Source organism: Bordetella genomosp. 7 (assembly GCF_002261415.1).
Classification (GTDB): Bacteria; Pseudomonadota; Gammaproteobacteria; order Burkholderiales; family Burkholderiaceae_B; genus Bordetella_A.
In genome coordinates, this window is sequence record NZ_NEVI01000005.1 from 80,545 (window position 1) to 102,544 (window position 22,000).

General features: G+C 65.4%; 25 protein-coding genes. 11 read left to right on the forward strand and 14 right to left on the reverse strand.

The features are described from left to right. Positions 1 to 8 precede the first annotated feature (8 nt). From CAL18_RS03090 to CAL18_RS03100, 3 genes are all read left to right on the forward strand, one after another. Positions 9 to 1,001 (forward strand): sodium:calcium antiporter, encoded by a 993-nt coding sequence (locus CAL18_RS03090; RefSeq protein ID WP_026639903.1) that lies wholly within the window; start codon positions 9 to 11, stop codon positions 999 to 1,001. A 392-nt stretch (positions 1,002 to 1,393) separates the two neighbouring features. Beyond that, entirely contained in the window at positions 1,394 to 1,720 is a 327-nt protein-coding gene (locus CAL18_RS03095) for a hypothetical protein (protein WP_026639902.1), read from the forward strand. 85 nt (positions 1,721 to 1,805) lie between these two features. After that, complete coding sequence (locus tag CAL18_RS03100) at positions 1,806 to 2,690, forward strand: cytochrome c oxidase assembly protein (protein ID WP_094817320.1); 885 nt, start codon at positions 1,806 to 1,808, stop codon at positions 2,688 to 2,690. A gap of 29 nt (positions 2,691 to 2,719) precedes the next feature. Here CAL18_RS03100 and galU read toward each other — a convergent pair whose 3' ends face one another. After that, on the reverse strand, positions 2,720 to 3,556 hold the full coding sequence (gene galU, locus CAL18_RS03105) for a UTP--glucose-1-phosphate uridylyltransferase GalU (protein WP_094796040.1): 837 nt from the start codon (positions 3,554 to 3,556) through the stop codon (positions 2,720 to 2,722). Positions 3,557 to 3,619: 63 nt separating this feature from the next. Between galU and CAL18_RS03110 the strand changes: the two genes are divergently transcribed. Continuing rightward, complete coding sequence (locus tag CAL18_RS03110; protein WP_094796041.1) at positions 3,620 to 5,134, forward strand: M48 family metalloprotease; 1,515 nt, start codon at positions 3,620 to 3,622, stop codon at positions 5,132 to 5,134. Positions 5,135 to 5,477: 343 nt separating this feature from the next. Here the strand turns inward: CAL18_RS03110 and CAL18_RS03115 are convergent, their stop codons facing one another. From CAL18_RS03115 to CAL18_RS03130, 4 genes are read right to left on the reverse strand one after another with little or no spacing between them, the layout of a single operon-like run. Continuing rightward, the gene (locus CAL18_RS03115) at positions 5,478 to 6,578 is read right to left on the reverse strand and encodes a YheT family hydrolase (protein ID WP_026638495.1); all 1,101 of its coding nucleotides are present in this window, start codon (positions 6,576 to 6,578) and stop codon (positions 5,478 to 5,480) included. Positions 6,579 to 6,592: 14 nt separating this feature from the next. Continuing rightward, complete coding sequence (locus CAL18_RS03120; protein WP_026638494.1) at positions 6,593 to 7,015, reverse strand: YybH family protein; 423 nt, start codon at positions 7,013 to 7,015, stop codon at positions 6,593 to 6,595. A gap of 6 nt (positions 7,016 to 7,021) precedes the next feature. Then, the gene (locus CAL18_RS03125; protein ID WP_026638493.1) at positions 7,022 to 7,234 is read right to left on the reverse strand and encodes a zinc-finger domain-containing protein; all 213 of its coding nucleotides are present in this window, start codon (positions 7,232 to 7,234) and stop codon (positions 7,022 to 7,024) included. Positions 7,235 to 7,273: 39 nt separating this feature from the next. After that, positions 7,274 to 8,194 carry a branched-chain amino acid transaminase gene (locus CAL18_RS03130; RefSeq protein WP_026638492.1) on the reverse strand — a complete coding sequence of 307 codons (921 nt, stop codon included), beginning with the start codon at positions 8,192 to 8,194 and terminating at the stop codon, positions 7,274 to 7,276. Between the two features lie 248 nt (positions 8,195 to 8,442). Between CAL18_RS03130 and CAL18_RS03135 the strand changes: the two genes are divergently transcribed. From CAL18_RS03135 to CAL18_RS03145, 3 genes are all read left to right on the forward strand, one after another. Further along, on the forward strand, positions 8,443 to 9,117 hold the full coding sequence (locus tag CAL18_RS03135) for an AzlC family ABC transporter permease (protein WP_094817360.1): 675 nt from the start codon (positions 8,443 to 8,445) through the stop codon (positions 9,115 to 9,117). Next, positions 9,114 to 9,449 carry an AzlD domain-containing protein gene (locus tag CAL18_RS03140; protein WP_026638490.1) on the forward strand — a complete coding sequence of 112 codons (336 nt, stop codon included), beginning with the start codon at positions 9,114 to 9,116 and terminating at the stop codon, positions 9,447 to 9,449. The genes CAL18_RS03135 and CAL18_RS03140 overlap by 4 nt, the downstream gene beginning before the upstream one ends. Before the next feature lie 103 nt (positions 9,450 to 9,552). Beyond that, positions 9,553 to 10,968 carry a DEAD/DEAH box helicase gene (locus CAL18_RS03145; protein ID WP_094817321.1) on the forward strand — a complete coding sequence of 472 codons (1,416 nt, stop codon included), beginning with the start codon at positions 9,553 to 9,555 and terminating at the stop codon, positions 10,966 to 10,968. Between the two features lie 4 nt (positions 10,969 to 10,972). Here CAL18_RS03145 and CAL18_RS03150 read toward each other — a convergent pair whose 3' ends face one another. Next, positions 10,973 to 11,359 (reverse strand): thioredoxin family protein, encoded by a 387-nt coding sequence (locus CAL18_RS03150; protein ID WP_026638488.1) that lies wholly within the window; start codon positions 11,357 to 11,359, stop codon positions 10,973 to 10,975. Between the two features lie 63 nt (positions 11,360 to 11,422). Here CAL18_RS03150 and CAL18_RS03155 point away from each other — a divergent pair, with 63 nt between their 5' ends. The 3 genes from CAL18_RS03155 (at position 11,423) to CAL18_RS03165 (ending at position 14,058) form a co-directional block, all read left to right on the forward strand. Beyond that, positions 11,423 to 12,232 (forward strand): EI24 domain-containing protein, encoded by an 810-nt coding sequence (locus CAL18_RS03155; RefSeq protein WP_026638487.1) that lies wholly within the window; start codon positions 11,423 to 11,425, stop codon positions 12,230 to 12,232. A gap of 14 nt (positions 12,233 to 12,246) precedes the next feature. Beyond that, a complete protein-coding gene (locus CAL18_RS03160; RefSeq protein WP_094817322.1) occupies positions 12,247 to 13,050 on the forward strand; it encodes a competence/damage-inducible protein A in 804 nt (267 codons plus the stop codon). Between the two features lie 156 nt (positions 13,051 to 13,206). After that, positions 13,207 to 14,058: an IclR family transcriptional regulator gene (locus tag CAL18_RS03165; RefSeq protein WP_094817323.1), complete on the forward strand. Its 852-nt coding sequence runs from the start codon at positions 13,207 to 13,209 to the stop codon at positions 14,056 to 14,058. A 93-nt stretch (positions 14,059 to 14,151) separates the two neighbouring features. Here CAL18_RS03165 and CAL18_RS03170 read toward each other — a convergent pair whose 3' ends face one another. After that, positions 14,152 to 15,126, reverse strand: coding sequence for a tripartite tricarboxylate transporter substrate binding protein BugD (locus CAL18_RS03170; protein WP_026638484.1), 975 nt, complete (start codon positions 15,124 to 15,126; stop codon positions 14,152 to 14,154). A 313-nt stretch (positions 15,127 to 15,439) separates the two neighbouring features. On the opposite strand from CAL18_RS03170, the gene phaP reads away from it, so the two are divergent. After that, on the forward strand, positions 15,440 to 16,015 hold the full coding sequence (phaP, locus tag CAL18_RS03175; RefSeq protein ID WP_026638483.1) for a TIGR01841 family phasin: 576 nt from the start codon (positions 15,440 to 15,442) through the stop codon (positions 16,013 to 16,015). 100 nt (positions 16,016 to 16,115) lie between these two features. On the opposite strand, the gene CAL18_RS03180 is transcribed toward phaP, so the two are convergent. From CAL18_RS03180 to CAL18_RS03210, 7 genes are all read right to left on the reverse strand, one after another. Beyond that, positions 16,116 to 17,165 carry a quinone-dependent dihydroorotate dehydrogenase gene (locus tag CAL18_RS03180; protein ID WP_094817324.1) on the reverse strand — a complete coding sequence of 350 codons (1,050 nt, stop codon included), beginning with the start codon at positions 17,163 to 17,165 and terminating at the stop codon, positions 16,116 to 16,118. 41 nt (positions 17,166 to 17,206) lie between these two features. After that, on the reverse strand, positions 17,207 to 17,941 hold the full coding sequence (locus CAL18_RS03185; RefSeq protein WP_026638481.1) for an arginyltransferase: 735 nt from the start codon (positions 17,939 to 17,941) through the stop codon (positions 17,207 to 17,209). A 61-nt stretch (positions 17,942 to 18,002) separates the two neighbouring features. Then, positions 18,003 to 18,764: a leucyl/phenylalanyl-tRNA--protein transferase gene (gene aat / locus CAL18_RS03190; RefSeq protein ID WP_094817325.1), complete on the reverse strand. Its 762-nt coding sequence runs from the start codon at positions 18,762 to 18,764 to the stop codon at positions 18,003 to 18,005. Between the two features lie 2 nt (positions 18,765 to 18,766). Then, entirely contained in the window at positions 18,767 to 19,348 is a 582-nt protein-coding gene (locus CAL18_RS03195) for an NUDIX hydrolase (RefSeq protein ID WP_026638479.1), read from the reverse strand. Between the two features lie 46 nt (positions 19,349 to 19,394). Then, entirely contained in the window at positions 19,395 to 19,982 is a 588-nt protein-coding gene (locus CAL18_RS03200; RefSeq protein WP_094817326.1) for a DUF2946 family protein, read from the reverse strand. Positions 19,983 to 20,071: 89 nt separating this feature from the next. After that, complete coding sequence (locus tag CAL18_RS03205; RefSeq protein WP_094817327.1) at positions 20,072 to 20,791, reverse strand: helix-turn-helix transcriptional regulator; 720 nt, start codon at positions 20,789 to 20,791, stop codon at positions 20,072 to 20,074. A 213-nt stretch (positions 20,792 to 21,004) separates the two neighbouring features. After that, entirely contained in the window at positions 21,005 to 21,880 is an 876-nt protein-coding gene (locus CAL18_RS03210) for a helix-turn-helix domain-containing protein (protein WP_026638477.1), read from the reverse strand. Between the last annotated feature and the right edge of the window lie 120 nt (positions 21,881 to 22,000).

The window sequence follows — 22,000 nt, forward strand, 5'->3', positions numbered from 1 at the left end:
TATGCATCATGCTGCTCACCCTGTTTCTCTTTTTTCTGTCCGCGCTGGTCATTTACTTTGCCTGTGAGTATTTCGTCAACGGCATCGAATGGCTCGGCCACCGGATGAAATTGGGCGCCACCGCCACCGGCACCGTGCTGGCGGCGTTCGGCACCGCACTGCCCGAAAGCGCAGTCACCTTCATGGCCGTGGTCTTCGGCACGACTCCCGAGCAGAAAGATATCGGCGTGGGCGCCGCCATGGGCGGGCCCCTGGTGCTCGCCACGCTTGCCTATGCCGTGGTGGGCTGGGCGCTGTGGCGGGGCGGCCGCAGCGCGGCCCGCATCAATGCCGACCAGCAGCGCCTGGCGCGCGACCAGGCCTGGTTCATGGGCGTGTTCGTGGTCAAGGTGGCATTGGGCTTGGTGGTGTTCGCCTGGAAACCCTGGCTGGGCCTGCTGTTCCTGGCGGTTTACGGCCTGTACGTCAAGCGCGAGCTCGCCAATGACGAGGCCTGCCTGGACTGTGACGACATCGAACCCCTGAAACTGCGGCCGCGCGATCCGACGCCAACCACGGCCTGGGCGGCCGCCCAGACGGTGCTGGCGCTGGTGGTGATCGCGGGCGCCTCGCACGTGTTCGTGCGCCAGATCGAACTGCTGGGTATCGCCATGGGCGCCTCGCCGCACGTCGCCGCATTGCTGCTCGCTCCGGTGGCGACCGAGTTGCCCGAAATCATGAACGCGCTGATCTGGGTGCGGCAGGGCAAGGAACGCCTGGCGCTGGCCAATATTTCGGGCGCCATGATGATCCAGGCCACGATCCCCAGCGCCCTGGGCATATTCCTGACCCCGTGGCTGCTCGATGGCCCGCTCGTGGCCGCAGGCCTGTTCACGCTGCTGTCGATCGCATTGCTGTGGCTGCGATTCCGCCGCGCCGGCATGAGCGTGCCGGTGCTGTCCACGGTGGGCGGGTTCTACGGGCTGTTCGCGGTGTACCTGGGCTGGCATTTCGTGCGTTGACGGCTGTTGCGGCCGGCAGTGCGCGTCCTGCGCAACATTTGAAGCGTGCGACAGGGAAAACCCTTGTCGGTCATCAATAAACCGCGTAAAATCAATACGTTCAAATCATACGGAGTTGCTCTGTGAATACCGATTCCGGCGACAGTAGTAGTCGATCTTGCATCGACGTCGCTGCCTGACAGGATCCCCGCAGAAACTCCTTCTGCCGTGTCCTGCCAGTGCAGGATGCGGTACGTGGCGGTAAGTTCTTTGCCGTCATATTCCCGCTAATACCGCCCGAACCGTTGCTGTGCCCCACAGCCCGCGTTGCTGTGCACGATTCGTGCGCCGCCCGCGCGCCGCTGTGCCGACACGCGCATTCGCACGAGCGCTCCCGTTTCCGGGAGGTTGCCATGCGTTTATTCGACCTGTTCATGCGCCGTGCCGGCGTGGACCGCGCCGCGCTCAACCGTCGTTCTGGCACGTCGCGACTTACCATCGAGTGCCCGCGCGATGCGCTGGGGGCGGTGCGCAAGCAGATCTGCCTGGATTTCGGCGCCGCCGGCATCGATGTGGCCCAGTTCCAGGTTGACTCCGGCCGCGATGCCGATTTTGCGTCGGCCTGCATCACCGTCAATTGCCCGCCGGAATTGCGCGGCGAACTCATGTCGCAGGCACGGCGCCTGCGTGCCCATCCGGCTGTACGCCACGTGCGCTTCGGGGCGTCGGCCCGCGCCTGACCCGGCCGGCTTCGCCCGTGCGTGGGTCAACTACAATGCCCCCACGGGCGTCGCCCGCGACTTGTCAGGTTTATCGGATTTCGGCATGGATTGGCTCGGTTGGCTCACGCCGTGGGAATTCTCCCCGGCCTTGATCGCTGCCTTCGTGGCAGGCATCGTACTGTTCGTGCGTGGTCAGCGCGTGCATCGGGTCAATGGTTGGCGCCAGTTCCTGTTCTGGTCCGGCATCGTGCTGCTGTACCTGTCCTTGCACACGCGCATCGACTATTACGCCGAGCGCATGTTCTTCATCCACCGCATCCAGCACCTGGTGTTGCACCATCTGGGGCCGCTGCTGGTCATGGCGGCGTATCCCGGTTCGGTGATGCGTGCCGGCCTGCCCATGGCCTGGCGGATACGGCTGCGCGACTTCCTGCGCACTTCGTCCGGCCGTGCCGTGGTGGCGGTGCTGACCAATAAGTACTTCATCCCGGCGCTGTTCGTCTTCCTGGTGCTGGTGTGGCTGATTCCGTCGGTGCAGTTCTATTCCATGCTCGACTGGCGGCTCTACCGCCTGATGAACTGGTCGGTGGTGATCAGCGGCTTCCTGTACTGGAACCTCATCCTCGACCGGCGTCCCAGCCCTCCCGCCGCCATGAGTCCGGGCGGGCGGGTGCTGTCGCCCGTGCTGACCATGGCGCCGCAGATGGTGGCCGGCGCGGTCATCACTTTTACCGAATACGATATCTACCCGCTGTTCGAGCTGTGCGGGCGCGCGATTTCGATGTCTGCCCAGACTGACCAGACCATCGGCGGCCTGACCATGTGGATTCCTGCCGCAATGGTCGAAGTGTTCGGCCTGATGGTCGCGCTGGGCACGCTGATGCGCCTGTCCAGCAAGGGGCGCCTGCGTCTTGAAGACCGCCAGGCGCTGGCCCGGGCCCGCATGCGCGAGCATGCCGACGCCGGCAAGCCGGCCGCCAGCCTTTAATCATCCGCGGGCGCGGGCCGGCCCCCGTTTCAGGGCTCCAGGCCGTGGTATTTGCGGCCCAGGGCCACGGTGGCCTGGAACATGCCGGCCTTGCTGCCGCAGTCGTAGCGTTGCCCCTGGTATCGATGCGCGTACACAGCGCGCGCGCTCATCAGCGCGGCGATACCGTCGGTCAGCTGGATTTCGTTGCCCGCGCCGGCCTGGGTGGCTCGCAGGAAATCGAAAATCTGCGGCTCGAGTACGTAGCGGCCCACCACCGCCAATGTGGACGGCGCCTGCTCCGGCGCCGGCTTTTCCACAATGTGCGTGACGCGCGCGGTACGCTCGTCCAGGGGCTGCGCGGCCACGATGCCATATTTGCGGGTATCTGCGCGCGGCACATCCTGTACGCCCAGCACGCTGGCGTCATGCGCATAGGCCGTGTCGATCAGCTGCTTGAGCACCGGGGTGTCTGCGTCGATCAGGTCGTCGGCCAGCAGCACCGCAAAGGGCTCGTCCCCCACGGCCGGGGCGGCGGTCAGCACGGCGTGGCCCAGGCCCAGGGGGGCCGGCTGGCGTATGTACAGGCAATTGACGTGGGCGGGCAGAATGTCGCGCACCATGGCCAGCAGTTCGTGCTTGCCTTTGCCTTCCAGGTCGGCCTCGAGTTCGGGGGCCGAGTCGAAATGGTCTTCGATGGCGCGCTTATTGCGCCCGGTGACAAAGATCAGGTCGGTGACGCCGGCCGCCACGGCCTCTTCGACGGCGTACTGGATCAGGGGCTTGTCCACCACCGGCAGCATTTCCTTGGGCATGGCCTTGGTGGCAGGCAGAAAACGTGTGCCCATTCCGGCGACGGGGAAAACGGCTTTGCGGACTGGGCGCATGGGAACCTCGCATGAAATTGGATAGACAGCCAAACTTTTTACGGCGGTCGCTATCATATTGCAATGAACCGCAGGCATACGATACCCAGGCATCCCAAGTTACTTCGAGGCGCGCTGGCCGGCGCGCTGAGCGTTGCGCTGGCGCTGCCGGTCGCCCCGGCCGTGGGCCAGCCGGTGGGCCTGCCGTCCATGGGCGCGGCCTCATCGGCCGATCTTCCTCCCGCGCTAGAGCGCCAGCTGGGCGAGGCCATCATGGCCCAGGGCCGGCGTGATCCCACCTACATCAACGACCCGGAGCTCAACCAGTACCTGACCACCATGGCGCACAGACTGGCCGCGTATGCGCCAGGCGCCTTGCCCGACATCGAGGTGTTCGGGGTGCGCGATCCGGAGATCAACGCCTTTGCCATGCCGGGCGGCTTCATTGGGGTCAACAGCGGGCTGATCGTGGGCGCTTCCAGCGAATCCGAGCTCGCCGCGGTGCTGGCGCACGAGATCGGCCACGTGGCGCAGCGTCACATCGCGCGCGGCATGACGCAGCAGGCCCAGAGCGGCGTCGTCATGATGGCCAGCCTGGCGGCCGCCCTGCTGGCGGCATTGGCGGGCGGAGGCGGTAACCTCGCCGTGGGGGTGGCCGCCTTCGGGCAGGCTGCGGCCATCAACCGCCAGCTGGGCTTTTCGCGCGATGCCGAACGCGAAGCCGACCGCGCCGGTTTCCAGATGCTGACCAGGGCGGGCTATGACCCGCAAGGCATGGTGCGCATGTTCTCGCGGCTGATGAGCGCGTCGCGGCTGAACGAAGGCATGGGGGGCGGCGCCTGGGCATCGACCCACCCTCTGTCTATTGAACGGATGTCGGATATCCAGAACCGCAGCCGCGCATTGCCTGCCGAGCGGCATGCCGACAGCGACGACTTCTGGTACGTGCGCGCCAAGATGCGGGTCATTCAGGGCCGGGACGCGGTCAGCCTGCGCACGGCCGCGCAGCAGCTACAAGACGATGCCCGGACGCTCGCGGGCGTGCGCCAGTCCGCCGCGTACTATGGCCTGGCGCTGCAGGCGTTCCAGCGCAACAACCTCGACGAGGCGCAGCGCTACCTTGACCAGGGCAGCGCCGGGCACAGTAGCCCCTACCTGGCCCGCCTGGGCATCGACCTGGCCGCCGCCCGCAAAGACAGCGCACGCGCACTGGAACTGGCCGCCGCCGCCATCAAGCGTTGGCCCCAGCAGCGGGCCCTGGGCATCGCCTATGCACAGGCGCTGCAAGGCGCCGGCCGCCACGCCGAGGCCCAGGCCTACCTGCGCGACCGCATCAAGCAGTGGGGCGACGAGGAGCCGGGCCTATACCAGATGCTGGCCCAGAGCGAAGAGCGCAACGGCCAACCCGTCCAGGCCCGCCGCGACATGGCGCGCTATTACGTGCTGACCGGCGCCTACGCGGCCGCAGAATCCCAGCTGCAACAGGCGCGTTCGCTGTCCCGCGATTTCTACGAACAATCGCAGATCGACGTACAGATCCGCGAAGTCAAAGACAAGCTCACCGCCGAACGCGAACTGCTCGAACGGTTCAAGAGCTAGCACGGCCTTTGTCCGGCGGGACGGGTGTCTGACACCTTTGGTGTCAGACACCGCACAACCCTTCCATCACAGGCACGCGTCAGCGAAAACGGGTGTCTGACACCTTTGGTGTCAGACACCGCACAACGCCCCATCACAGGCAGGCGGCAGCGAAAACGGGTGTCTGACACCTTTGGTGTCAGACACCGCACAACGCACCATCACAGGCAGGCGGCAGCGAAGACGGGTGTCTGACACCTTTGGTGTCAGACACCGCACAACCCCCCATCACAGGCACGCGTCAGCGAAAACGGGTGTCTGACACCTTCGGTGTCAGACACCGCACAACCTCCCATCGCAGGGCTTACTGCCCGGTCTCGAAGAACCGCCCCAGCCGTTGCGGCAGCCAGCCAAGGTGGGCCGGGAAAGGCCCGGTGGGAAACCCGGCATGGCCGCCCTCGGCGGGCTGGTGCAGCAGCACCTGGGGCGAACATTCGCGCGGCACCGGCAGGGCGCTGGCGGGCAGAAAGGGATCGTTGCGGGCGTTCAGCACCAGGGTGGGCACCTGGATGGTGGCCAGCAACGGCTTGCTGGATGCGCGCGTCCAGTAATCGAGTGCATTGCGGAAACCGTGCATGGGCGCGGTGTATGCGTCGTCGAACTCGCGCAGGTCGCGCGCATGCGCAATGCGCATGACGTCGATCGCGCCTGGAAAGCGCCGCGCCTTTTCGAGCACCTTGCGCTTCATCGTTTTAAGAAAGTGCGCGCTATAAAGGCGACGATTGATAAAGCCCTTGGACAGCGTCGTGCCGCCGGCCACCAGGTCTACGGGAACCGACACGCCGGCGCAGGCCGCCAGCCACGATACGTTGCTGCCTTGCTCGCCCAGGAATTTGAGCAGCGCATTGCCGCCCAGCGACACCCCCACCGCGTGCCAGCGCGCATGCGGAATGCGCGCGCGCACCACGTCGAGCATGAAGCCCACTTCGGTGGAGTCGCCCGAATAATAGGCCCGCGCGAGCCGGTTGGGCGCGCCCGAGCAGCCCCGGAAATGCGCGACCGCCACGATCCAGCCGCGGGCCCGGAAATGGTGCGCGATCGACTGCGCATAGCGGCTGGTGCTGCCGCCTTCCAGCCCATGCAGCAGCAGCAGGGCCGGGGTGTCCGGCGTCTGCGGCAGCGAAAGCCAGTCGGCATCGGTTATCCAGCGTGCCGCCGCTGTCTTGCCCGGCACCACCGGCGTAGCGTTGTCGATGGGCTGGCCGTCGGCGCTCTTGTGGGGAAACAGCCCGGGCCCCGTCCAGTCGATGTCGATGAAGTCAGTGTCGGGCGTATCGACGCGTTCGCGCACGAAGGCAATATGGTGATGCTGCGCGACAAAGGCGGCATAGATCGTCTGGCTATGGCGATCGGGCAGCCAGGCGGGAACGGGACAGGGGGAAGTGTCGAGTCGGGCTGTGGCCAAGCGTTCCACCCGCGTCAGTGGAGCCGGTCGGGTACGTCGTGTAAATCGAGGACCCCGGCATCGTCGGGCGCCGCCGACGCGTGGTGCACGACCATGCGCCATCCGGTTGGCCCTTTATGGAAGATGTTGGTGGCATAGCAGTTGGCGTATTGCGTGCCGCCTTGCGTGCGCACCATGACCTGTTCAACCAGCGTGTGCACCGAGCACATCATGCTCTGCATGACCAGCGGGCGCAGCGGCCGGATGTGCAATGGGCCGGCCGCCAGCAGTTGTTGCCACGATTCCTGCACCGCCAGATGGCCGACCACGCGCAGCCCGCCCGGATGGATACAGACGACTTCTTCGTCGTCGGCCCATATCTGCATCAGGCGATCGGTATCGGCTTGCTCAAGCGCTTCGTAGAACGCTTGCTCGGCTTCTTCGGGCGTGGCGAACATGGCGCGTCAGTGGCCGCGGACGACAGTGCCCGGCTTCAGACGGTATTCGGCGCCGCAATACGCGCAGCGCGCCGACCCGGTATGGGTAACGTCGAGATATACGCGCGGGTGCATGCTCCAGAGTGGCGCCTTGGGTCCGGGGCAGTACACCGGCAAGTCTTCGGCGCCGACTTCAATGGCTTCGGGGGAGGGCGCGGCGGCGGCAGCGGCTGCGGTCATGGATCAGTCCTAAAAAACTTGGATGGAAGGATGCGGTGTTCAGACTTGGGTGAGCCAGTGCGCATATTTGGGGTTGCGGCCGCTCACCACATCGAAGAAGGCCGTCTGGAGTTTCTCGGTAACCGGGCCGCGCCGACCCGCCCCGATCTTGCGATTGTCGACTTCGCGGATGGGGGTGACTTCGGCAGCGGTGCCGGTAAAGAAGGCTTCGTCGGCAATGTAGACGTCGTCGCGCGTCAGGCGCTTGGTGACCACGGGAATGCCCAGGTCGGCCGCCAGCGCATGCACGGTGGAACGCGTAATGCCGGTGAGGGCGGACGCGATCTCGGGTTCGCAGATGACGCCATCCTTGACGATGAACAGGTTCTCGCCCGCGCCTTCGGCCACGAAGCCTTCCGTATCCAGCAGCAGGGCCTCGTCGTAGCCGTTTTCCAGGGCTTCGGCGTTGGCGAGGATGGAGTTGGCGTAGGTAGTGGCCACCTTGGCGCGCGGCATGGTGACGTTGACGTGCTGGCGCGCGTATGACGACACCTTGACGCGTATGCCCTGCGCCAGCGCCTCTTCGCCCAGGTAGGCGCCCCACGGCCATGCGGCGATCGCCACGTGCACCTGGGCGCCCTTGGGCGAGACGCCCATTTTCTCGGAACCGTAGAACACCAGCGGCCGCACGTAGCACGATTCAAGCTGGTTGGCCCGCACCACCTCGCATTGCGCCGCATTGAGCGTGTCGGCGTCGAAGGGCATGGGGATCTGGTAGATATGCGCCGAATTGCACAGCCGCCGGGTGTGGTCTTGCAGGCGGAAGATGGCCGTGCCGGACGCCGTTTTATAGGCGCGCAGGCCTTCGAAGACAGACAGGCCGTAGTGCAGGGAGTGGGTCAGCACATGCGTGGTGGCGTCGCGCCAGGGCACAAGCTTGCCGTCGTACCAGATATAGCCGTCTCGGTCTGCCATCGACATGGTTGTATCCCCCTGAAAGTGGCGCCTATTGTATCAAGCGGCAAGAGTACAATGCCGCTCTTTCAGCGCCGGCCCGTGCTCGGCGCCGCGCCGGGCGAACTGGCCTGCGCGTATGTGCTTTTCTTTGATGAGTTCCATGCCGTCCAGTTCCATTAGCCAGGGGGCCGCCGGTGCTTCCTGACTCGCCAGATTCGTCCGACTCGACCCGGCTGTTGCGCCAAGAGCGCCTGGCCGCGTTCCGCCAGGGCGTGCACGCCATTGTCCCGGCGCTGATCGCCACGGCCACCTGGGGCCTGGTCACGGGGGTGGCCATGGTGAAGTCGGGCCTTACCGAATCCATGGCGCTGGCCATGACCCTGCTGCTGTACGCCGGATCGGCCCAGCTGACTTCGCTGCCCCTGATCGCCAGCGGAGCCCCCCTGTGGCTGATCTTCATGGCCGGGTGCGTGGTCAACCTGCGCTTCCTGATCTTCGGCGCGGCCCTGCATCCGTTCTTTCGCCACCTGCCCTGGCCCAGGCGTCTTGCGCTGGGCTATTTCACCACCGACATGGGGTTCGTGCTGTTCATGCCGCGCTTTGGCGACGCCGCCCAGCGCGGCACCCGCGAACAGCTGTGGTATTTCCTGGGAACCATCGCGCCCGGCTGGCTGGTGTGGCAGAGCGCATCGATTGCCGGCATCTACCTGGGCGCATTGGTGCCTACCGGCTGGTCGCTGGATTTTGCGGCGGTGCTTGCCCTGCTTGCCATCACCGTGCCGCTGGCCAACTCCAAGTCTATGCTTGTTTCCATGCTGGCCGCGGGGGTGACGGCCTGGGTCGGCCAGTTGCTGCCCTTGCGGCTGGGCCTTGCCGCCGCCGTCATCATGGGGATACTGGCAGGCATCTGGGCTGAACGGTATTTCCACAAAACGGGGCGCGCATGACCTTCTGGCCATCCGAAATCTATGTTTATTCCGCCATCTTGCTGCTGGCGCTGTGCAGCGTGATAACCCGGGCGGGATTCATGGTGTTCGGCGACTACGTGCCGTTGCCCGATGGCGTGCGGCGCGCGTTGCGTTATGCGCCCGCAGCCGCGCTGACGGCCATCATCGTGCCCGACCTGCTGCCCTGGAAAGCCGGCGCCGGGCCGGCGTTCGACTACCGCCTGGTGGCGGCGATGGTGGGGGTGATGGTGTTCCTGCGCACGCGCAGCGCCGTGGCCGTCATCGTGGCCGGCATGGCGGTCTTGTGGGCGCTGCGCTGGCTGGCCGGCTGATCCCCCGGGCCGGCTGCGCTAAAATAAAGTTATCCACAGCAATCCGGGCTTGGCAGCATACTCGTTTTGTTCTTTTTCACTGCCCCGGCATCTGCCTATCCTGATGACTGACACCAACATACCCGCAGCACCCAGCGCCGACGCTCCCACCCCGACTTTCACCGACTTCGGACTGCATCCCCAACTGCTCCAGTCGGTGGCCGACACCGGATACACCACGCCCACGCCCATCCAGGCGCAAGCGTTGCCGCCGGTCATGGCGGGGCGCGACGTCATGGGGGCTGCGCAAACCGGCACGGGCAAGACGGCGGCATTCACGCTGCCCATCCTGCACCGCCTGATGCCGCTGGCCAACACCAGCGCGTCGCCGGCCCGGCATCCGGTGCGAGCGCTGATCCTCACGCCCACGCGCGAACTGGCCGACCAGGTGTACGAAAGCGTCAAGCGCTACAGCAAGCACACGCCATTGCGTTCGGCAGTGGTGTTTGGCGGCGTCGACATCGGCCCCCAGAAAGAAGCCCTGCGCCGCGGTTGCGAAATCCTGGTGGCCACGCCCGGCCGGCTGCTGGACCACGTCGAGCAGAAAACCGTCAACCTCAGCCAGGTCGGCATTCTGGTGCTCGACGAAGCCGACCGCATGCTCGACATGGGCTTCCTGCCCGACCTCGACCGTATCGTGCGGTTGCTGCCGGCCCAGCGGCAGGGCCTGCTTTTCTCGGCCACCTTCAGCAACGAAATCCGCAAGCTGGGCCGCACCTACCTGAACCAGCCCGTCGAAATCGAAGTGGCCGCGCGCAATGCCACGGCGGATACGGTCAGCCAGATTGCCTACCAGATGCCCAGCGATGCCAAGCGCGCCGCGGTGGTGCACCTGGTCAAGTCGCGCGGCCTGAAGCAGGTGATCGTGTTCTCCAACACCAAGATCGGCACTGCCCGCCTGGCACGCGAACTCGAGCGCGACGGTGTGCGGGCCGAATCCATTCATGGCGACAAGAGCCAGGCCGACCGCATGAAGGCCCTGGATGCCTTCAAGGCCGGCGAGCTCGAAGTCCTGGTGGCCACAGACGTGGCCGCGCGCGGGCTGGACGTGGCCGGCGTGCCTTGCGTCATCAACTACGACCTTCCGCACAATGCCGAAGACTACGTGCACCGCATTGGCCGTACCGGCCGCGCCGGCGCCACGGGCGAGGCCATTGCGCTGTTCACGTCCGACGAAGAACGCTACCTGCAAGACATCGAGAAACTGACCAAGCGCCCGGTGGCGCGCGGCAAGCTCGATGTGCCCCGCGAACTGGTCGTGCGCAGCCACACCCGCGAGCCTCGGGCCCGCAGCGGGCGCGAGCGCCATGCCTCGTCGGCATACAGCGCGCCGCGCCAGCCCGTGGACGATTTCTTCTACAAGCCCTACGAGCCTTCGGCGGCGGCGCCCGACACCGGCGCCTCCAGGCCCGAGCCCCGTTCCGGCGCCCCGAAGCGGCAAGTGGCGGTGCTGCTGGGCGGCAGCCGCAAACCCCAGTAAAGGCTCAGGCGCAGAGCAGGGCGGGCACGTCGGGCAGATCGGTTTGCACCGCCGGGCTGTCGGGGCCCAGGCTGTCGAGCAGCCTTTCCAGGTGGCCGATATGCGGCAGCATCGGCCCGTAGAACACCACTCGCGAACCCACCTGCACGAGCAGGGTAGGAAAATTCTCGACGTCTTCATCGCCCAGCAGGTCGGGGTGATCTTCGATGTCTATCCAGGCAAATACGCGCTCGGGCTGGGTATTGGCCAGCGCCGCAAGACGCGGCCGGTATTGGCCGCAGGTATCGCACCAGGCCGCGCAGAAGCAGGCAACCAGCCAGGTGTCGGCGCGAGGCCGCGCCAGGGCGGCGCGCAACGCGGGGGTGTCGGGTCCGGGAACGAGCAAGGACATGGCATCAAATCGCAGCGTATTTGAGACTATGATACCCGGCATGTCTTCCGACAGGTTTTCCCCATGATTCCTCCCCGTTCCGACGCGGCGTCGTCGTTCCCCGCCCGTGCCGCCACGGCAGGCGCGGCCGGCGTTGCGCAGGCATTCAAGCGCGCGCTGGTATCGCAGTTCCATCCCAACATGCTGCTGGCGGTGCTGCTGCCTTTTGTCATCGCGCTGCTGGGCGCGCTGTTGCTGCTGTGGCTGTTCTGGACGCCGCTGACCGAATGGCTCAATGTGCAGGCCTCGCAGTGGCAGGTCGTCAACAGCTTTGACGCCTGGCTCGTGGGTCTAGGCCTGTTTTCCATCAAGCTGTACCTGATCCCGGTTATCGCGGCCGCCATCCTGCTGCCCATCTCGGGCATCCTGGGGCTGGCTATCGCCGCCGTGTTCGTCATGCCGCTGGTGCTGCGGCACGTGGGCGCGCGCGAATACGCGGGCGTGTCCCGCCAGGGGCGCAATGCAACGGCCTACAGCGTCTGGAACGCCATCTGGGTCAGTGGAGTCTTTGCCGTGGGCTGGGTATTGACGCTGCCTTTCTGGCTGGTGCCCCCCATGGCCGTGCTGCTGTCGATTTTCTGGTGGGCCTTTGCGTTTTCGCGCATGTTGCGCGTAGACGCCATCGTCGAGCATGCCAGCCCGGAAGAACGGCGCATGCTGCTTGAACGCCACAACACCGGCTTCTGGATTATCGGCCTGATCTGTTCGCTGCTGAACCTGTTGCCGCCTGCCTGGGTCATCCTGCCCGTGTATTCGGGCCTGGTCTACGCGCACTACGGGCTCGAGGCTTTGCGCCGGCTGCGCCAGGAACGCGTCATCGAAGCCCAACCCTGAGACATCGAAAACACATGGTCGCTGCCCCTTCGTTGCGCCGTATCGGCCTGATCATCGTAGGCGATGAGATCCTTTCCGGCCGCCGCCAGGACAAGCACTTCGCCAAGGTGGTCGAACTGCTGGCCGCGCGCGGGCTGCGGCTGGGGCGTGCCGAAATTCTGCCCGACGACCGCCAGGTGCTCACGGCCGGCCTGCGGCGCAGCTTCGAGTCGGGCGATATCGTCCTGGTATGCGGCGGCATCGGCGCCACGCCGGACGATCACACGCGCCAGGCCGCCGCGGCGGCGCTGGACCTGCCCTTGCGCCTGCATCCCGAAGCCGAGCAGGCCATTGCGCAGCGCGTGGCCGAGATGGCCGCCCAGGGGCAGGGCGTCGCGGACATGGCCGCGCCCGAAAACCAGCAGCGCCTGCAGATGGGCGTGTTCCCGGCCGGCAGCGAGATCGTGCCCAATCCCTATAACCGCATTCCCGGTTTCTTCATTCGCGACCATACCTTCGTGCCGGGGTTTCCCGTCATGGCGTGGCCAATGCTCGAATGGACGCTCGACACCCGCTACGCGGCGTTGCATCACCAGGTCGCGCACATCGAGCATTCGTTCCTGGTCTTCGGCATCCCCGAATCTCGGGTCGCGCCGGTCATGCAAGCGCTGGAACAGCGCTGGCCCGGCGTCAGCGCCTTCAGCCTGCCCAGCGTGGGCGACAAAGGCGGGCCGCCCCATATCGAGCTGGGCGTAAAGGGCGACCCCGAGCACGCCGCGCCGGCCCTGGCCTTTCTGCAGCACGAAGTGCTGCGCCTGGGCGGCCGACTGGCGGCGTAGCCATGCCGGCGGGCGGCCCACCCTAGGGCTGCCCCGGGTTGCCAAAACGGCTGCAAGATTTCACAATACGGGAAACCCATATTTGTTGCAGCGCGGCATTTCCCTTCCGAGGCGCAATTGTCTGTCCTGCGCTCATCTTTCAATGCGACTTCCACTATGCCAGCCATAGCGCCGGGCTCGGACAGCGAGCATGCACCGGCCCATTCTCCTATCGCTATCCAGGTCATCGAGCGCGCCATGCGCCTGCTGGATGCACTGGCCGCCCGTTCTGATCCGGTCACCCTGAAAGAATTGTCTGCCGCCACCGGGCTGCATGCGTCCACGGCGCATCGCATTCTGAATGACCTGGTTGTGGGCCGCTACGTCGAACGCGTCGACAACGGCCTGTACCAGCTGGGCATGCGCCTGCTGGAACTCGGCTCGCTCGTCAAAGGGCGTCTCAATGTGCGCGAAGCCGCGATTTCGGCCATGCGCACGCTGCACAAGCTAACCGGGCAGACAATCAACCTGTCTGTGCAACAGGGCGACGAAATCGTCTACATCGACCGGGCCTGGAGCGAACGTTCGGGCATGCAGGTGGTGCGCGCCATAGGGGGGCGGGCGCCGCTGCACCTGACGTCCACCGGAAAGCTGTTTCTTTCCACCTTCGACACCCGCCAGGTGCGCGCCTATGCCATGCGTACCGGGCTGGCAGGGCACACGCGCAACAGCCTTACCGACCTGGACCGCCTGGAACGCGAACTGGCGCTGGTGCGGCGGCATGGCTACGCGCGTGACAACGAAGAACTCGAGCTCGGCGTGCGCTGCATCGCCGCCGGCATTTTCGATGATGCCGGCAAGCTGGTGGCTGGTCTGTCCATTTCGGCGCCCGCCGAGCGCCTGCAGGACGAATGGATACAGGCGTTGGTCGACGCCGCGCGCAACATATCCGAAGCGCTGGGCTATGAGCCCACCGTGGTGGGCAATGGCGCGGGGCGGGGCCTGGCGCCCCATGCGGTGCGCGTCTAGCGCCTGCTTCTCTGGCCTGGCCAGGCCAGCCGCCAACAAAAAACCCCCGGCCAGGCCGGGGGTTCAGGTGCCCGAAGGCAAGGGTTGTTAGTCTTATTGTTGCGGTACGCCGGCCTTCTTGAACAGGTCGGCCCATTGCGGCACTTGCTGCTGAACCTTGGCGTCGAGCGACTTGGGGTTGGCATCGTCGTTGAGCACTTCGGCGCCCAGACCCGCCATGCGCTCCTTGAACTTCGGATCAGCCAGGCCGGCCTGGAGCGCCTTCACTAGCTTGTCGACCACGGGCTGGGGCGTGCCCTTCGGAACCCAGATGCCGTGCCAGATACCCACTTGGAACCCCTTGAAGCCCGATTCGTCCATGGTGGGCAGGTCGGGAAGGGTGGGCACGCGCTTCAGGCTGGTGACCGCGTAGGCCTTCACCTTGTTGGCCTTGATGTGCTGCGTGGTGTTGGTGGTCTGGTCGCACAGCATGTCGACCTGCTTGCCCAGCAGGTCGTTCATCGCGGGGCCCGTACCCTTGTAGGGGATGGTGAGCAGGTCTACGCCCAGGGCGTCGACCAGCATCGTGCCGCACAGGTGGCTGGCGGCGCCGATGCCCGCGTTGGCAAGCGAGACCTTGTCTTTGTTCTGCTTGACGTAGTCGACCAGCTCTTTGATGTTGTTGGGCGGGAAGTCTTCGCGCGCGATGACGGTCATCGGGACGTCGACCACCAGGCCTACCGGCTGGAAGCTCTTGAACGGATCGTAGCCCGGGTCTTTGTAGAGCGACGGGGCGGTGGTGAAGCCCAGGTGCATCAGCAGGATCGTGTAGCCGTCGGGGTCGGCGCGGCCGACGAACGAGGTGCCGATGGTGCCGCCGGCGCCGGCCTTGTTCTCGACGACGACGGTCTGGCCCAGCGTGGGGCGCATGGCTTCGGCCAGCGACCGCGCCACGTTGTCAGTGGGACCGCCTGCCGAGAAGGGAACCACCATATTAATGGCCCGTTCCGGGTATTCAGCGTGGGCGGCGCCAGCGAATAGCGCGCCAGCGGCCAGCATTGCCGAAAGGGTACGGGGGATAAATTTCATGAGGTCTCCTGTGCCGCGTGATGCGCGGCGGTGTTGGCATTTTGGCGAGGGCTTTTTTGAAGCGCCATCGGCCGGTCGTCAGTGTAAGAAACATAGCAACCCGCGTCACCCGGGTATTTCCCCCGATCTGCGGCAGCGCAAAGGTCCCATGCTGCGTCGCACAAAAAAGTGCTTGACAGCGGGGTGGATGTCGGTAAAATGACTTTTGTGCAGTGCAACAAGTGCCGTCGGTGTACCAACCGCTCGCTTGCCTCGACCGCATAGCTCGCCTTTCTGCCGGGTCGCTTCCGGCCATATTTTTCCGGAGACCACCATGACCGCCATCCCCCAACAGATTCTGGACCGCCAGAAATCCACCCTGAACACCCTGGTTGCCACGCAAGCCACGCTGTTCGCCGGCTTTGAAAAGCTGGTCGACCTGAACCTGAAGGTCGTCAAGGCCACCCTGGACGAAGTCGCCCAGAATTCGCAGCAGGCCTTCAGCGTGAAAGACCCGCAGGAAGCCGCGGCATTTGCCAGCAGCCTGGTGCAGCCCGGCGCCGAAAAGGCCCTGGCCTATGGCAAACACGTGTACGACATCGTTGCCGGCGTGCAAGGCGAACTGGTGCGGCTGGCCGAAGAGCAAATTGCCCAGGGCCAACAGCAGGTCGCCGAAACCGTCGAGCAGCTGTCCAAGAACGCGCCCGCCGGTTCCGAAAGCGCCGTGGCCCTGCTGAAGTCGTCGCTGGCCACCGCCAATGGCGCCTACGAATCGCTGAGCAAGGCCGCCAGGCAGGCTGCCGAGGTCGCCGAGTCGAACCTTAACGCCGCCGCCAATGCCACGTTCAAGGCAGCGACCGACGCCGCCGAGGCCGCCACCAAGTCCACGCGCGGCCGCCGCGCCGCCTGATCGTGCCGTGGTGCGCCGCCGGCCACCGGCGGCGACAGCCCGGCATCAAACAGAAAAGCCACCTTCGGGTGGCTTTTCTGTTTGATGCGCAACAGCGGCTTCAGGCGGTGGCGCGGCTGATGTCGCGCACGCATTCGGCTACCAGGGCTGGGCCCCGGTAGATAAGGCCGGTGTACAGCTGCACGGCATTCGCACCGGCGGCGATCTTCTCGCTGGCCTGTTGCCCGGACAGGATGCCGCCCACGCCGATGATCGCCATCGCGGGCCCCATGCGCTGGCGCAGACGTTCGATGACCGCAAGCGACAGGGCATGCACCGGAGCGCCCGACAGGCCGCCTGCCTCATTGGCGTGTGGCTGGCCGGTCACGGCGTCGCGCGACAGGGTGGTGTTGGTGGCAATAACACCGTCTATGCCGTAGCGCGGCAGAATGTCGGCGATGGCGTCGATCTGTTCTGGTGTCAGGTCGGGCGCGATTTTTACTGCCAGCGGCACGTGGCGCTGGTGCAGGTCGGCCAGTTCGGCGCGCTTGTCGCGCAGCCGGGCCAGCAGCGCCGATAATTCGTCGCCGCCTTGCAGTGCGCGCAGGTTTTGCGTGTTCGGCGACGAAATGTTCACCGTGACGTAGTCGGCATGCGGATACACGCCTTCCAGGCCGGCCAGATAGTCATCGGCAGCGCGTTCAATGGGTGTGTCGGCGTTCTTGCCGATGTTCAGGCCCAGCACCCCGCCCTGGGCGCGCCACTGGCTGCGCCGCACATTGGCGATGAAGGCGTCCAGCCCCTGGTTGTTAAAGCCCAGCCGATTGATCAAGGCCTGTGCGCGGGGCAGGCGGAACAGGCGGGGCTTGGGGTTGCCCGGCTGCGCGCGCGGCGTAACCGTGCCTACCTCGACAAACCCAAACCCCAGGTTGCCCAGCGCGTCGATATAGGCCCCGTTTTTATCGAGCCCCGCGGCCAGCCCCACAGGATTGTCCAGCGCCAACCCCATCAGCGTGGTGCGCGCCTGCGGCCGGGCGTGCAGCAGCCGCCGCGTCACCCCGCATTCGTAGGCTCGTTGCAGGCCGGTCAGCGTGACTTCGTGGGCGGTTTCCGCATCCATTGCGAACAGCGCCCGGCGCGCCAGGGGATAGGCATCGAATAGTATGGACATGGGGCGCAATTGTAGCCAGTTTGGGCCCCGGCGCGCAGCCGTCAGCGCATATCGGCAGGCGGCTCGCGCCAGTGTCCGTCCTCGTGTATCTGCAGCGGACGGAACGCCGATTTATAGGCCATCTTGCGGCTGTCGCGTATCCAGTATCCCAGGTATAGCCAGGGCAGGTTCAAGGTCCGGCACTGCTCTATCTGCCAAAGGATGTTGTACGTGCCCAGGCTGCCGCGGGCATCGGGGTCGTAGAAGGTGTAGACCGACGACATGCCGTCGTCCAGCACGTCGATGATGGACACCATGGCCAGCGTGCCTTGCGCATCGCGGAACTCGACCAGGCGTGTGTTGACGCGGCTGGTGAGCAGGAACTGTGCGTATTGAGTGCGGCTGTCGTCATCCATGCCGCCGCCCGGATGACGGCCCTGCTGGTAGCGCGTATACAGGTCGTAGTGTTCCGGCGACCACGCCAGTTCGGCCACGAAGGCACGCAAGCCCTCGTGCGCGCGCCAGGCGCGGCGTTGGCTGCGGCTGGGCGAGAAGCGGGCGGCGTCGACCCGCACCGGGACGCAGGCGCGACAGTTATCGCAGTGCGGCCGATAGGTAAAAAGCCCGCTGCGGCGAAAACCCTGCTCGACCAACTGCGAATACGCCCCCGCGTTGATCAGGTGCCCGGGGGCGGCCACCTGCGAGCGCGCCTGGCGCCCGGGCAGGTAGCTGCATGGGTAAGGGGCAGTCGAGTAGAACTGCAGCGTCGCGAAAGGGAGTTCTTTAAGCTGGCTCATTCGTGCCCTGCACAGGCATCGGGCCCGGGCAGGCAGGCCTACATCTTAACGCTGAAGCGCGTCAGTACAACAACCGCGACGGCAAGTCGGGATGCAGAATTCCCTGGCTGTCCAGACGGCCCCGCCGCCAGGCGGGCGCGGGCTGGGTGACCGCCTGGCGCACATGCCTGACGAAGTCTTCGCGCGGCACCGGCCGGGCGCCCATGCTGCCCAGGTGCCGTGTCTGCTGCTGGCAGTCGATCCATGCCACCCCGGCGCGGCGCAAAAACGCCACCAGGTAGGCCAGCGCCACTTTCGAGGCATCGGGCGCGCGGGTAAACATCGATTCGCCGAAAAACATGCGGCCCAGGCTCACGCCATACAAGCCGCCGGCCAGCTCGCCGTCTATCCAGGTCTCGACGCTATGCGCCACGCCTGCCTCGTGCCAGGCTCCATAGGCCTGCCGGATCGCGGGCGTGATCCAGGTGCCCGCCTGGCCGTCGCGCGGGGCGGCGCAGCAGGCCATCACCGTGGCGAAGTTCGTGTCGACCCGCACTTGCACGCGCGGCAGCAGGCTGTTTTCATCGCGCTCGATCTTGCGCAGCAATTTGCGCAGCGAATGCGAGGGAGCGAAATCTTCGCAAGCCAGCACCATGCGCGGATCGGGGCTCCACCAGAGCAGCGGCTCGCCTTCGCTATACCAGGGGAATATGCCTTGAGAGTAGGCGGCCGTCAGGCGCTCGATAGAAAGATCGGCGCCTGCCGCCAGCAGGCCCGCCGGATCGGACAGTGCGAGTTCGACCGGCGGAAACGGCGTATCGTGCAGTAGCCAGGGCAGCTTCAAGGTCAGCGATGCGACTCGAGCGTGTAATGGTGGGTCTGGAACGCGCCGCTGCGGCGATCTTCCAGGAACCGTTCCAGCGTGGTGGCCACCGTGCGGAAGGCCAGGTCATTCCACGGAATGTCGGCTTCGTCGTAGTAGCGCGCGTCCAGGCTTTCGGGGCCGGGATCCAGGCGCGGGTCCAGCGCCTGCGCCAGGTAGAACACATGGACCTGGTCAATCTGGGGCACGTCTATCACGGTGAACAACTGGCCGAGCTCGATGCGGGCGCCAGATTCTTCGAGCGTTTCGCGCGCCGCGCCCTGGGCCGTGCTTTCGCCCAGTTCCATGAATCCGGCAGGCAGCGTCCAGGTGTCATAGCGCGGTTCGATGGCGCGCCTGCACAACAAGATGCGGTTGTCCCACACCGGCAAGGTGCCCACCACCAGCCGCGGATTCTGATAATGAATTGCGCCGCAGCGGTCGCAGACGTCGCGTTCGCGGTTGTCGCCTTCCGGCACGCGTCGCGTTATCGGCGTGCCGCACTGGCTGCAGAAGCGCGCGCGGCGTGGGGCGGGGAAATAGTTCACGGGCGATTGATCGGTCATGGCGTCGATTCTACCGGCAGTCTCCAGACTTCTGCGCGGCAGCGCTTCAGGGCCTGGGCTGGGCCACGAAGCCCAAGCGTGCCGGGATATCGGCCCGGCTGGTGTGGCAATGCAGGTCTGCCGCGCCGGCCAGCGCCGGATGTGTCAGCCGGACCGGCGCGTCGTTGGTCTCGAGCACATCGGCCACGGCGTTGCCGGCCACGGTGCGCAGCTGCTCGAGCAGGGCCGGCAGGTCGCGGTCGTCTACCATCGCCGGGCCGACGTCCGCCTGCGCATAGAGCCGGCCCGTGTCGTCAAGCCACCAGGCGGACACGCCGCGCACGGGCAGGCCAGTATGGGTCACCAGCGCAATACCGTCGTCCGCGCGCCGCAGCAGATAAGGCGCCCCGTCCAGGCGCACATAGACCCGTTGCGGGCCATTCTGGAAGAACCAGCGACCCTGTTCGTCGACGTCATAATTGCGGTCGATGAAGGCCACGATCTGCGTATTCGGGATTGATTCGCCCATTCCGCCCGCCGCGGCATCGCCTTGTGGATGCAGCCGCCAGCGGCCACGCTCGTCCAGCGACAGCCAGCCGAAAACGGCGGGCACGTTGGGCCACTTGGCCAGTGCTTCTTTGACGGAAGAGTCCATGCGGATATCGGCCTGCGCGCGGGAGCCAGCGCCCGCGTCATGCGCTATTTAACCAGATCGGTTGCACACGCGCCGGTGCGGCAGCGTCGCTAGCCGCTGGTCACGGGCTCGCGCGCCATCGACGACCATCCCAGGGTGGCCCCGCGCGAAATCGCGGCGTACACCGCTTCGGTCCGGTTGTGCACGCGCAGGCGCTGGTACACGGTTTCCGCGTGCACCTTGGCAGTAGGAACCGCGATGTTCAATTGCCGACCGATTTCCTTCAGGCTGCAGCCTCGAGCCATCAGCACCAGCACTTCGTACTGCCGTGGCGTCAGGCCCAGCACGGCACTTTCGCGGCGGGCCACCTGCTCAGGCAACACTGCCGCATCGGCCACCGGCGCGGGGGGCCTGCAGGCTGGTGGCGGCCCGGTCAGCGGGGGGACCAACTGGCTCGGAAACAGCATTCCGCCTGCCAGCACGAGCTTGATTGCCGCCTGCAATATCTCTGCCGAGGCGTCGCTCGGCAGGCAGCCGACCACGCCCGTCGGCAGGCCGCGCGACCACGGCGCCGGCTCGGTACGCGACGTCAACAGCAAAACGGCCCTGGGCAGGTATGCCAGCCGCGCCATCAGGACGATCTGGTGAATGTGATCGAGGCTGGGCACGGCCAGCAGCATGAGCTCGTGTTCGCGCCCCGGGCGATGGTTGAACAGCAATGCCGGGCGTACCGCTTCATCAACGCGCCAACCCGGCAACGCGCTGGCCGCGGCCTGCACAATCGCCTGTCTATACGCATGTTCTGCCGCAATGACAATGATCGTCGACATGACGGCTTCTCCTTCCGTGGTTCCTGCGGAATCCCCTGGATTATTTTTGGAGGCACGCCAAAAGCAGTGACGAGGCCGGAAACTGGCCGTAGCGGACAGAATACTGCCCGCGCCGGCCGCCGGATAAACCTCAGTGTTAAAAAATTTAACTCGCGATACTAAAAATAGCAATAAGGGAATTTTTTGATACATCTACAGCCAGATTTGCCAGTGTCACTGGATCCAGCAATACAGTTGCACGGGGTGCGGCGTCTTGTCCCAATTCAGCGGAAACGTGTCGAACCGCTCCGCAAAGCAGGAAGCCCGCAAGCTGTAGCCAGAGCGGGGCAGCCAATGGTCCAGCAGGTTGGCATGCAGCCCGGACACATCATGAGCGGTGCAGTCGTTCTCGCACGTGGCCACGCGGCCGCCGGGCAAGGTGATCTCGAACGCGTCGCGCGGCTTGGGCCCGAATCCGGGCGGCACCTGTACTCCGCAGTAATACCGGATGAACGGCATGGGCACAAACATCGGAGTGTCATATGTCAGGCCGAAGAACGGGCCGGTCAGCTTGTCGGCGCCCAGGTTGGCAAAGAGCCGGTAGAAGTCGTTCCAGCAAGCATGTTTCTGGTTCGACATCCCTTCGTAGCGCACCGCCCAGAAGCGCGCCGGAGGCATTTCGCGCAGCGTTACGCGAGCACGATTCTCGCGCATGCACCAGGTGCTTGATGCCTGTTGCGCGGTTTCATTGATCTTGGCGATGTACATCGCATGCGCCTGCCTGAACTGGCCGGGCGGAATTCCCCAATAACGGGTGAACGCCCGGGTAAAGGCCTGCTGGCTCGAAAAACCCATGTCGATGGCGATGGAGAAGGGTGGTTGGCGCGTATGCGCCACCATCAGTGCGCAACGTCCCATGAGATTGTGGTGGATGTAGTCGCGTGGCGAATGCTGGAAATCCTTCATGAAAAGACGGGTCAGGTGGAACCGGCTGACTCTGATCTTCTGCGCCAGTTCCTGGATAAGCGCGTCATGTACGCAATGGTCTGTAGACCCATGCAGGATTTGTTGTTCGATTTGCGTCACGCAGTATTGAATTCGAGGATCCATAAAAACATTCCCTTCGCTGGTGACCCAGCGCTTGCTCCCGCGAGCTTGTTAATCCGCATGGCGCGGACAAAGGTTTCGATAAATCGGCAAAAAGATCACAAACTGTAAATTTTGTGAAAT

Bases quoted from the DNA above. Each gene is read 5' to 3' on its own strand.
- CAL18_RS03090 (WP_026639903.1), top strand. From the start codon at position 9: ATGCTGCTCACCCTGTTTCTCTTTTTTCTGTCCGCGCTGGTCATTTAC.
- CAL18_RS03095 (WP_026639902.1), top strand. From the start codon at position 1,394: ATGCGTTTATTCGACCTGTTCATGCGCCGTGCCGGCGTGGACCGCGCC.
- CAL18_RS03100 (WP_094817320.1), top strand. From the start codon at position 1,806: ATGGATTGGCTCGGTTGGCTCACGCCGTGGGAATTCTCCCCGGCCTTG.
- galU (WP_094796040.1), bottom strand. From the start codon at position 3,556: ATGCGCCCAGTCCGCAAAGCCGTTTTCCCCGTCGCCGGAATGGGCACA.
- CAL18_RS03110 (WP_094796041.1), top strand. From the start codon at position 3,620: ATGAACCGCAGGCATACGATACCCAGGCATCCCAAGTTACTTCGAGGC.
- CAL18_RS03120 (WP_026638494.1), bottom strand. From the start codon at position 7,015: ATGTTCGCCACGCCCGAAGAAGCCGAGCAAGCGTTCTACGAAGCGCTT.
- CAL18_RS03125 (WP_026638493.1), bottom strand. From the start codon at position 7,234: ATGACCGCAGCCGCTGCCGCCGCCGCGCCCTCCCCCGAAGCCATTGAA.
- CAL18_RS03130 (WP_026638492.1), bottom strand. From the start codon at position 8,194: ATGTCGATGGCAGACCGAGACGGCTATATCTGGTACGACGGCAAGCTT.
- CAL18_RS03140 (WP_026638490.1), top strand. From the start codon at position 9,114: ATGACCTTCTGGCCATCCGAAATCTATGTTTATTCCGCCATCTTGCTG.
- CAL18_RS03145 (WP_094817321.1), top strand. From the start codon at position 9,553: ATGACTGACACCAACATACCCGCAGCACCCAGCGCCGACGCTCCCACC.
- CAL18_RS03150 (WP_026638488.1), bottom strand. From the start codon at position 11,359: ATGTCCTTGCTCGTTCCCGGACCCGACACCCCCGCGTTGCGCGCCGCC.
- CAL18_RS03155 (WP_026638487.1), top strand. From the start codon at position 11,423: ATGATTCCTCCCCGTTCCGACGCGGCGTCGTCGTTCCCCGCCCGTGCC.
- CAL18_RS03160 (WP_094817322.1), top strand. From the start codon at position 12,247: ATGGTCGCTGCCCCTTCGTTGCGCCGTATCGGCCTGATCATCGTAGGC.
- CAL18_RS03165 (WP_094817323.1), top strand. From the start codon at position 13,207: ATGCCAGCCATAGCGCCGGGCTCGGACAGCGAGCATGCACCGGCCCAT.
- CAL18_RS03170 (WP_026638484.1), bottom strand. From the start codon at position 15,126: ATGAAATTTATCCCCCGTACCCTTTCGGCAATGCTGGCCGCTGGCGCG.
- phaP (WP_026638483.1), top strand. From the start codon at position 15,440: ATGACCGCCATCCCCCAACAGATTCTGGACCGCCAGAAATCCACCCTG.
- CAL18_RS03180 (WP_094817324.1), bottom strand. From the start codon at position 17,165: ATGTCCATACTATTCGATGCCTATCCCCTGGCGCGCCGGGCGCTGTTC.
- CAL18_RS03185 (WP_026638481.1), bottom strand. From the start codon at position 17,941: ATGAGCCAGCTTAAAGAACTCCCTTTCGCGACGCTGCAGTTCTACTCG.
- CAL18_RS03195 (WP_026638479.1), bottom strand. From the start codon at position 19,348: ATGACCGATCAATCGCCCGTGAACTATTTCCCCGCCCCACGCCGCGCG.
- CAL18_RS03200 (WP_094817326.1), bottom strand. From the start codon at position 19,982: ATGGACTCTTCCGTCAAAGAAGCACTGGCCAAGTGGCCCAACGTGCCC.
- CAL18_RS03205 (WP_094817327.1), bottom strand. From the start codon at position 20,791: ATGTCGACGATCATTGTCATTGCGGCAGAACATGCGTATAGACAGGCG.
- CAL18_RS03210 (WP_026638477.1), bottom strand. From the start codon at position 21,880: ATGGATCCTCGAATTCAATACTGCGTGACGCAAATCGAACAACAAATC.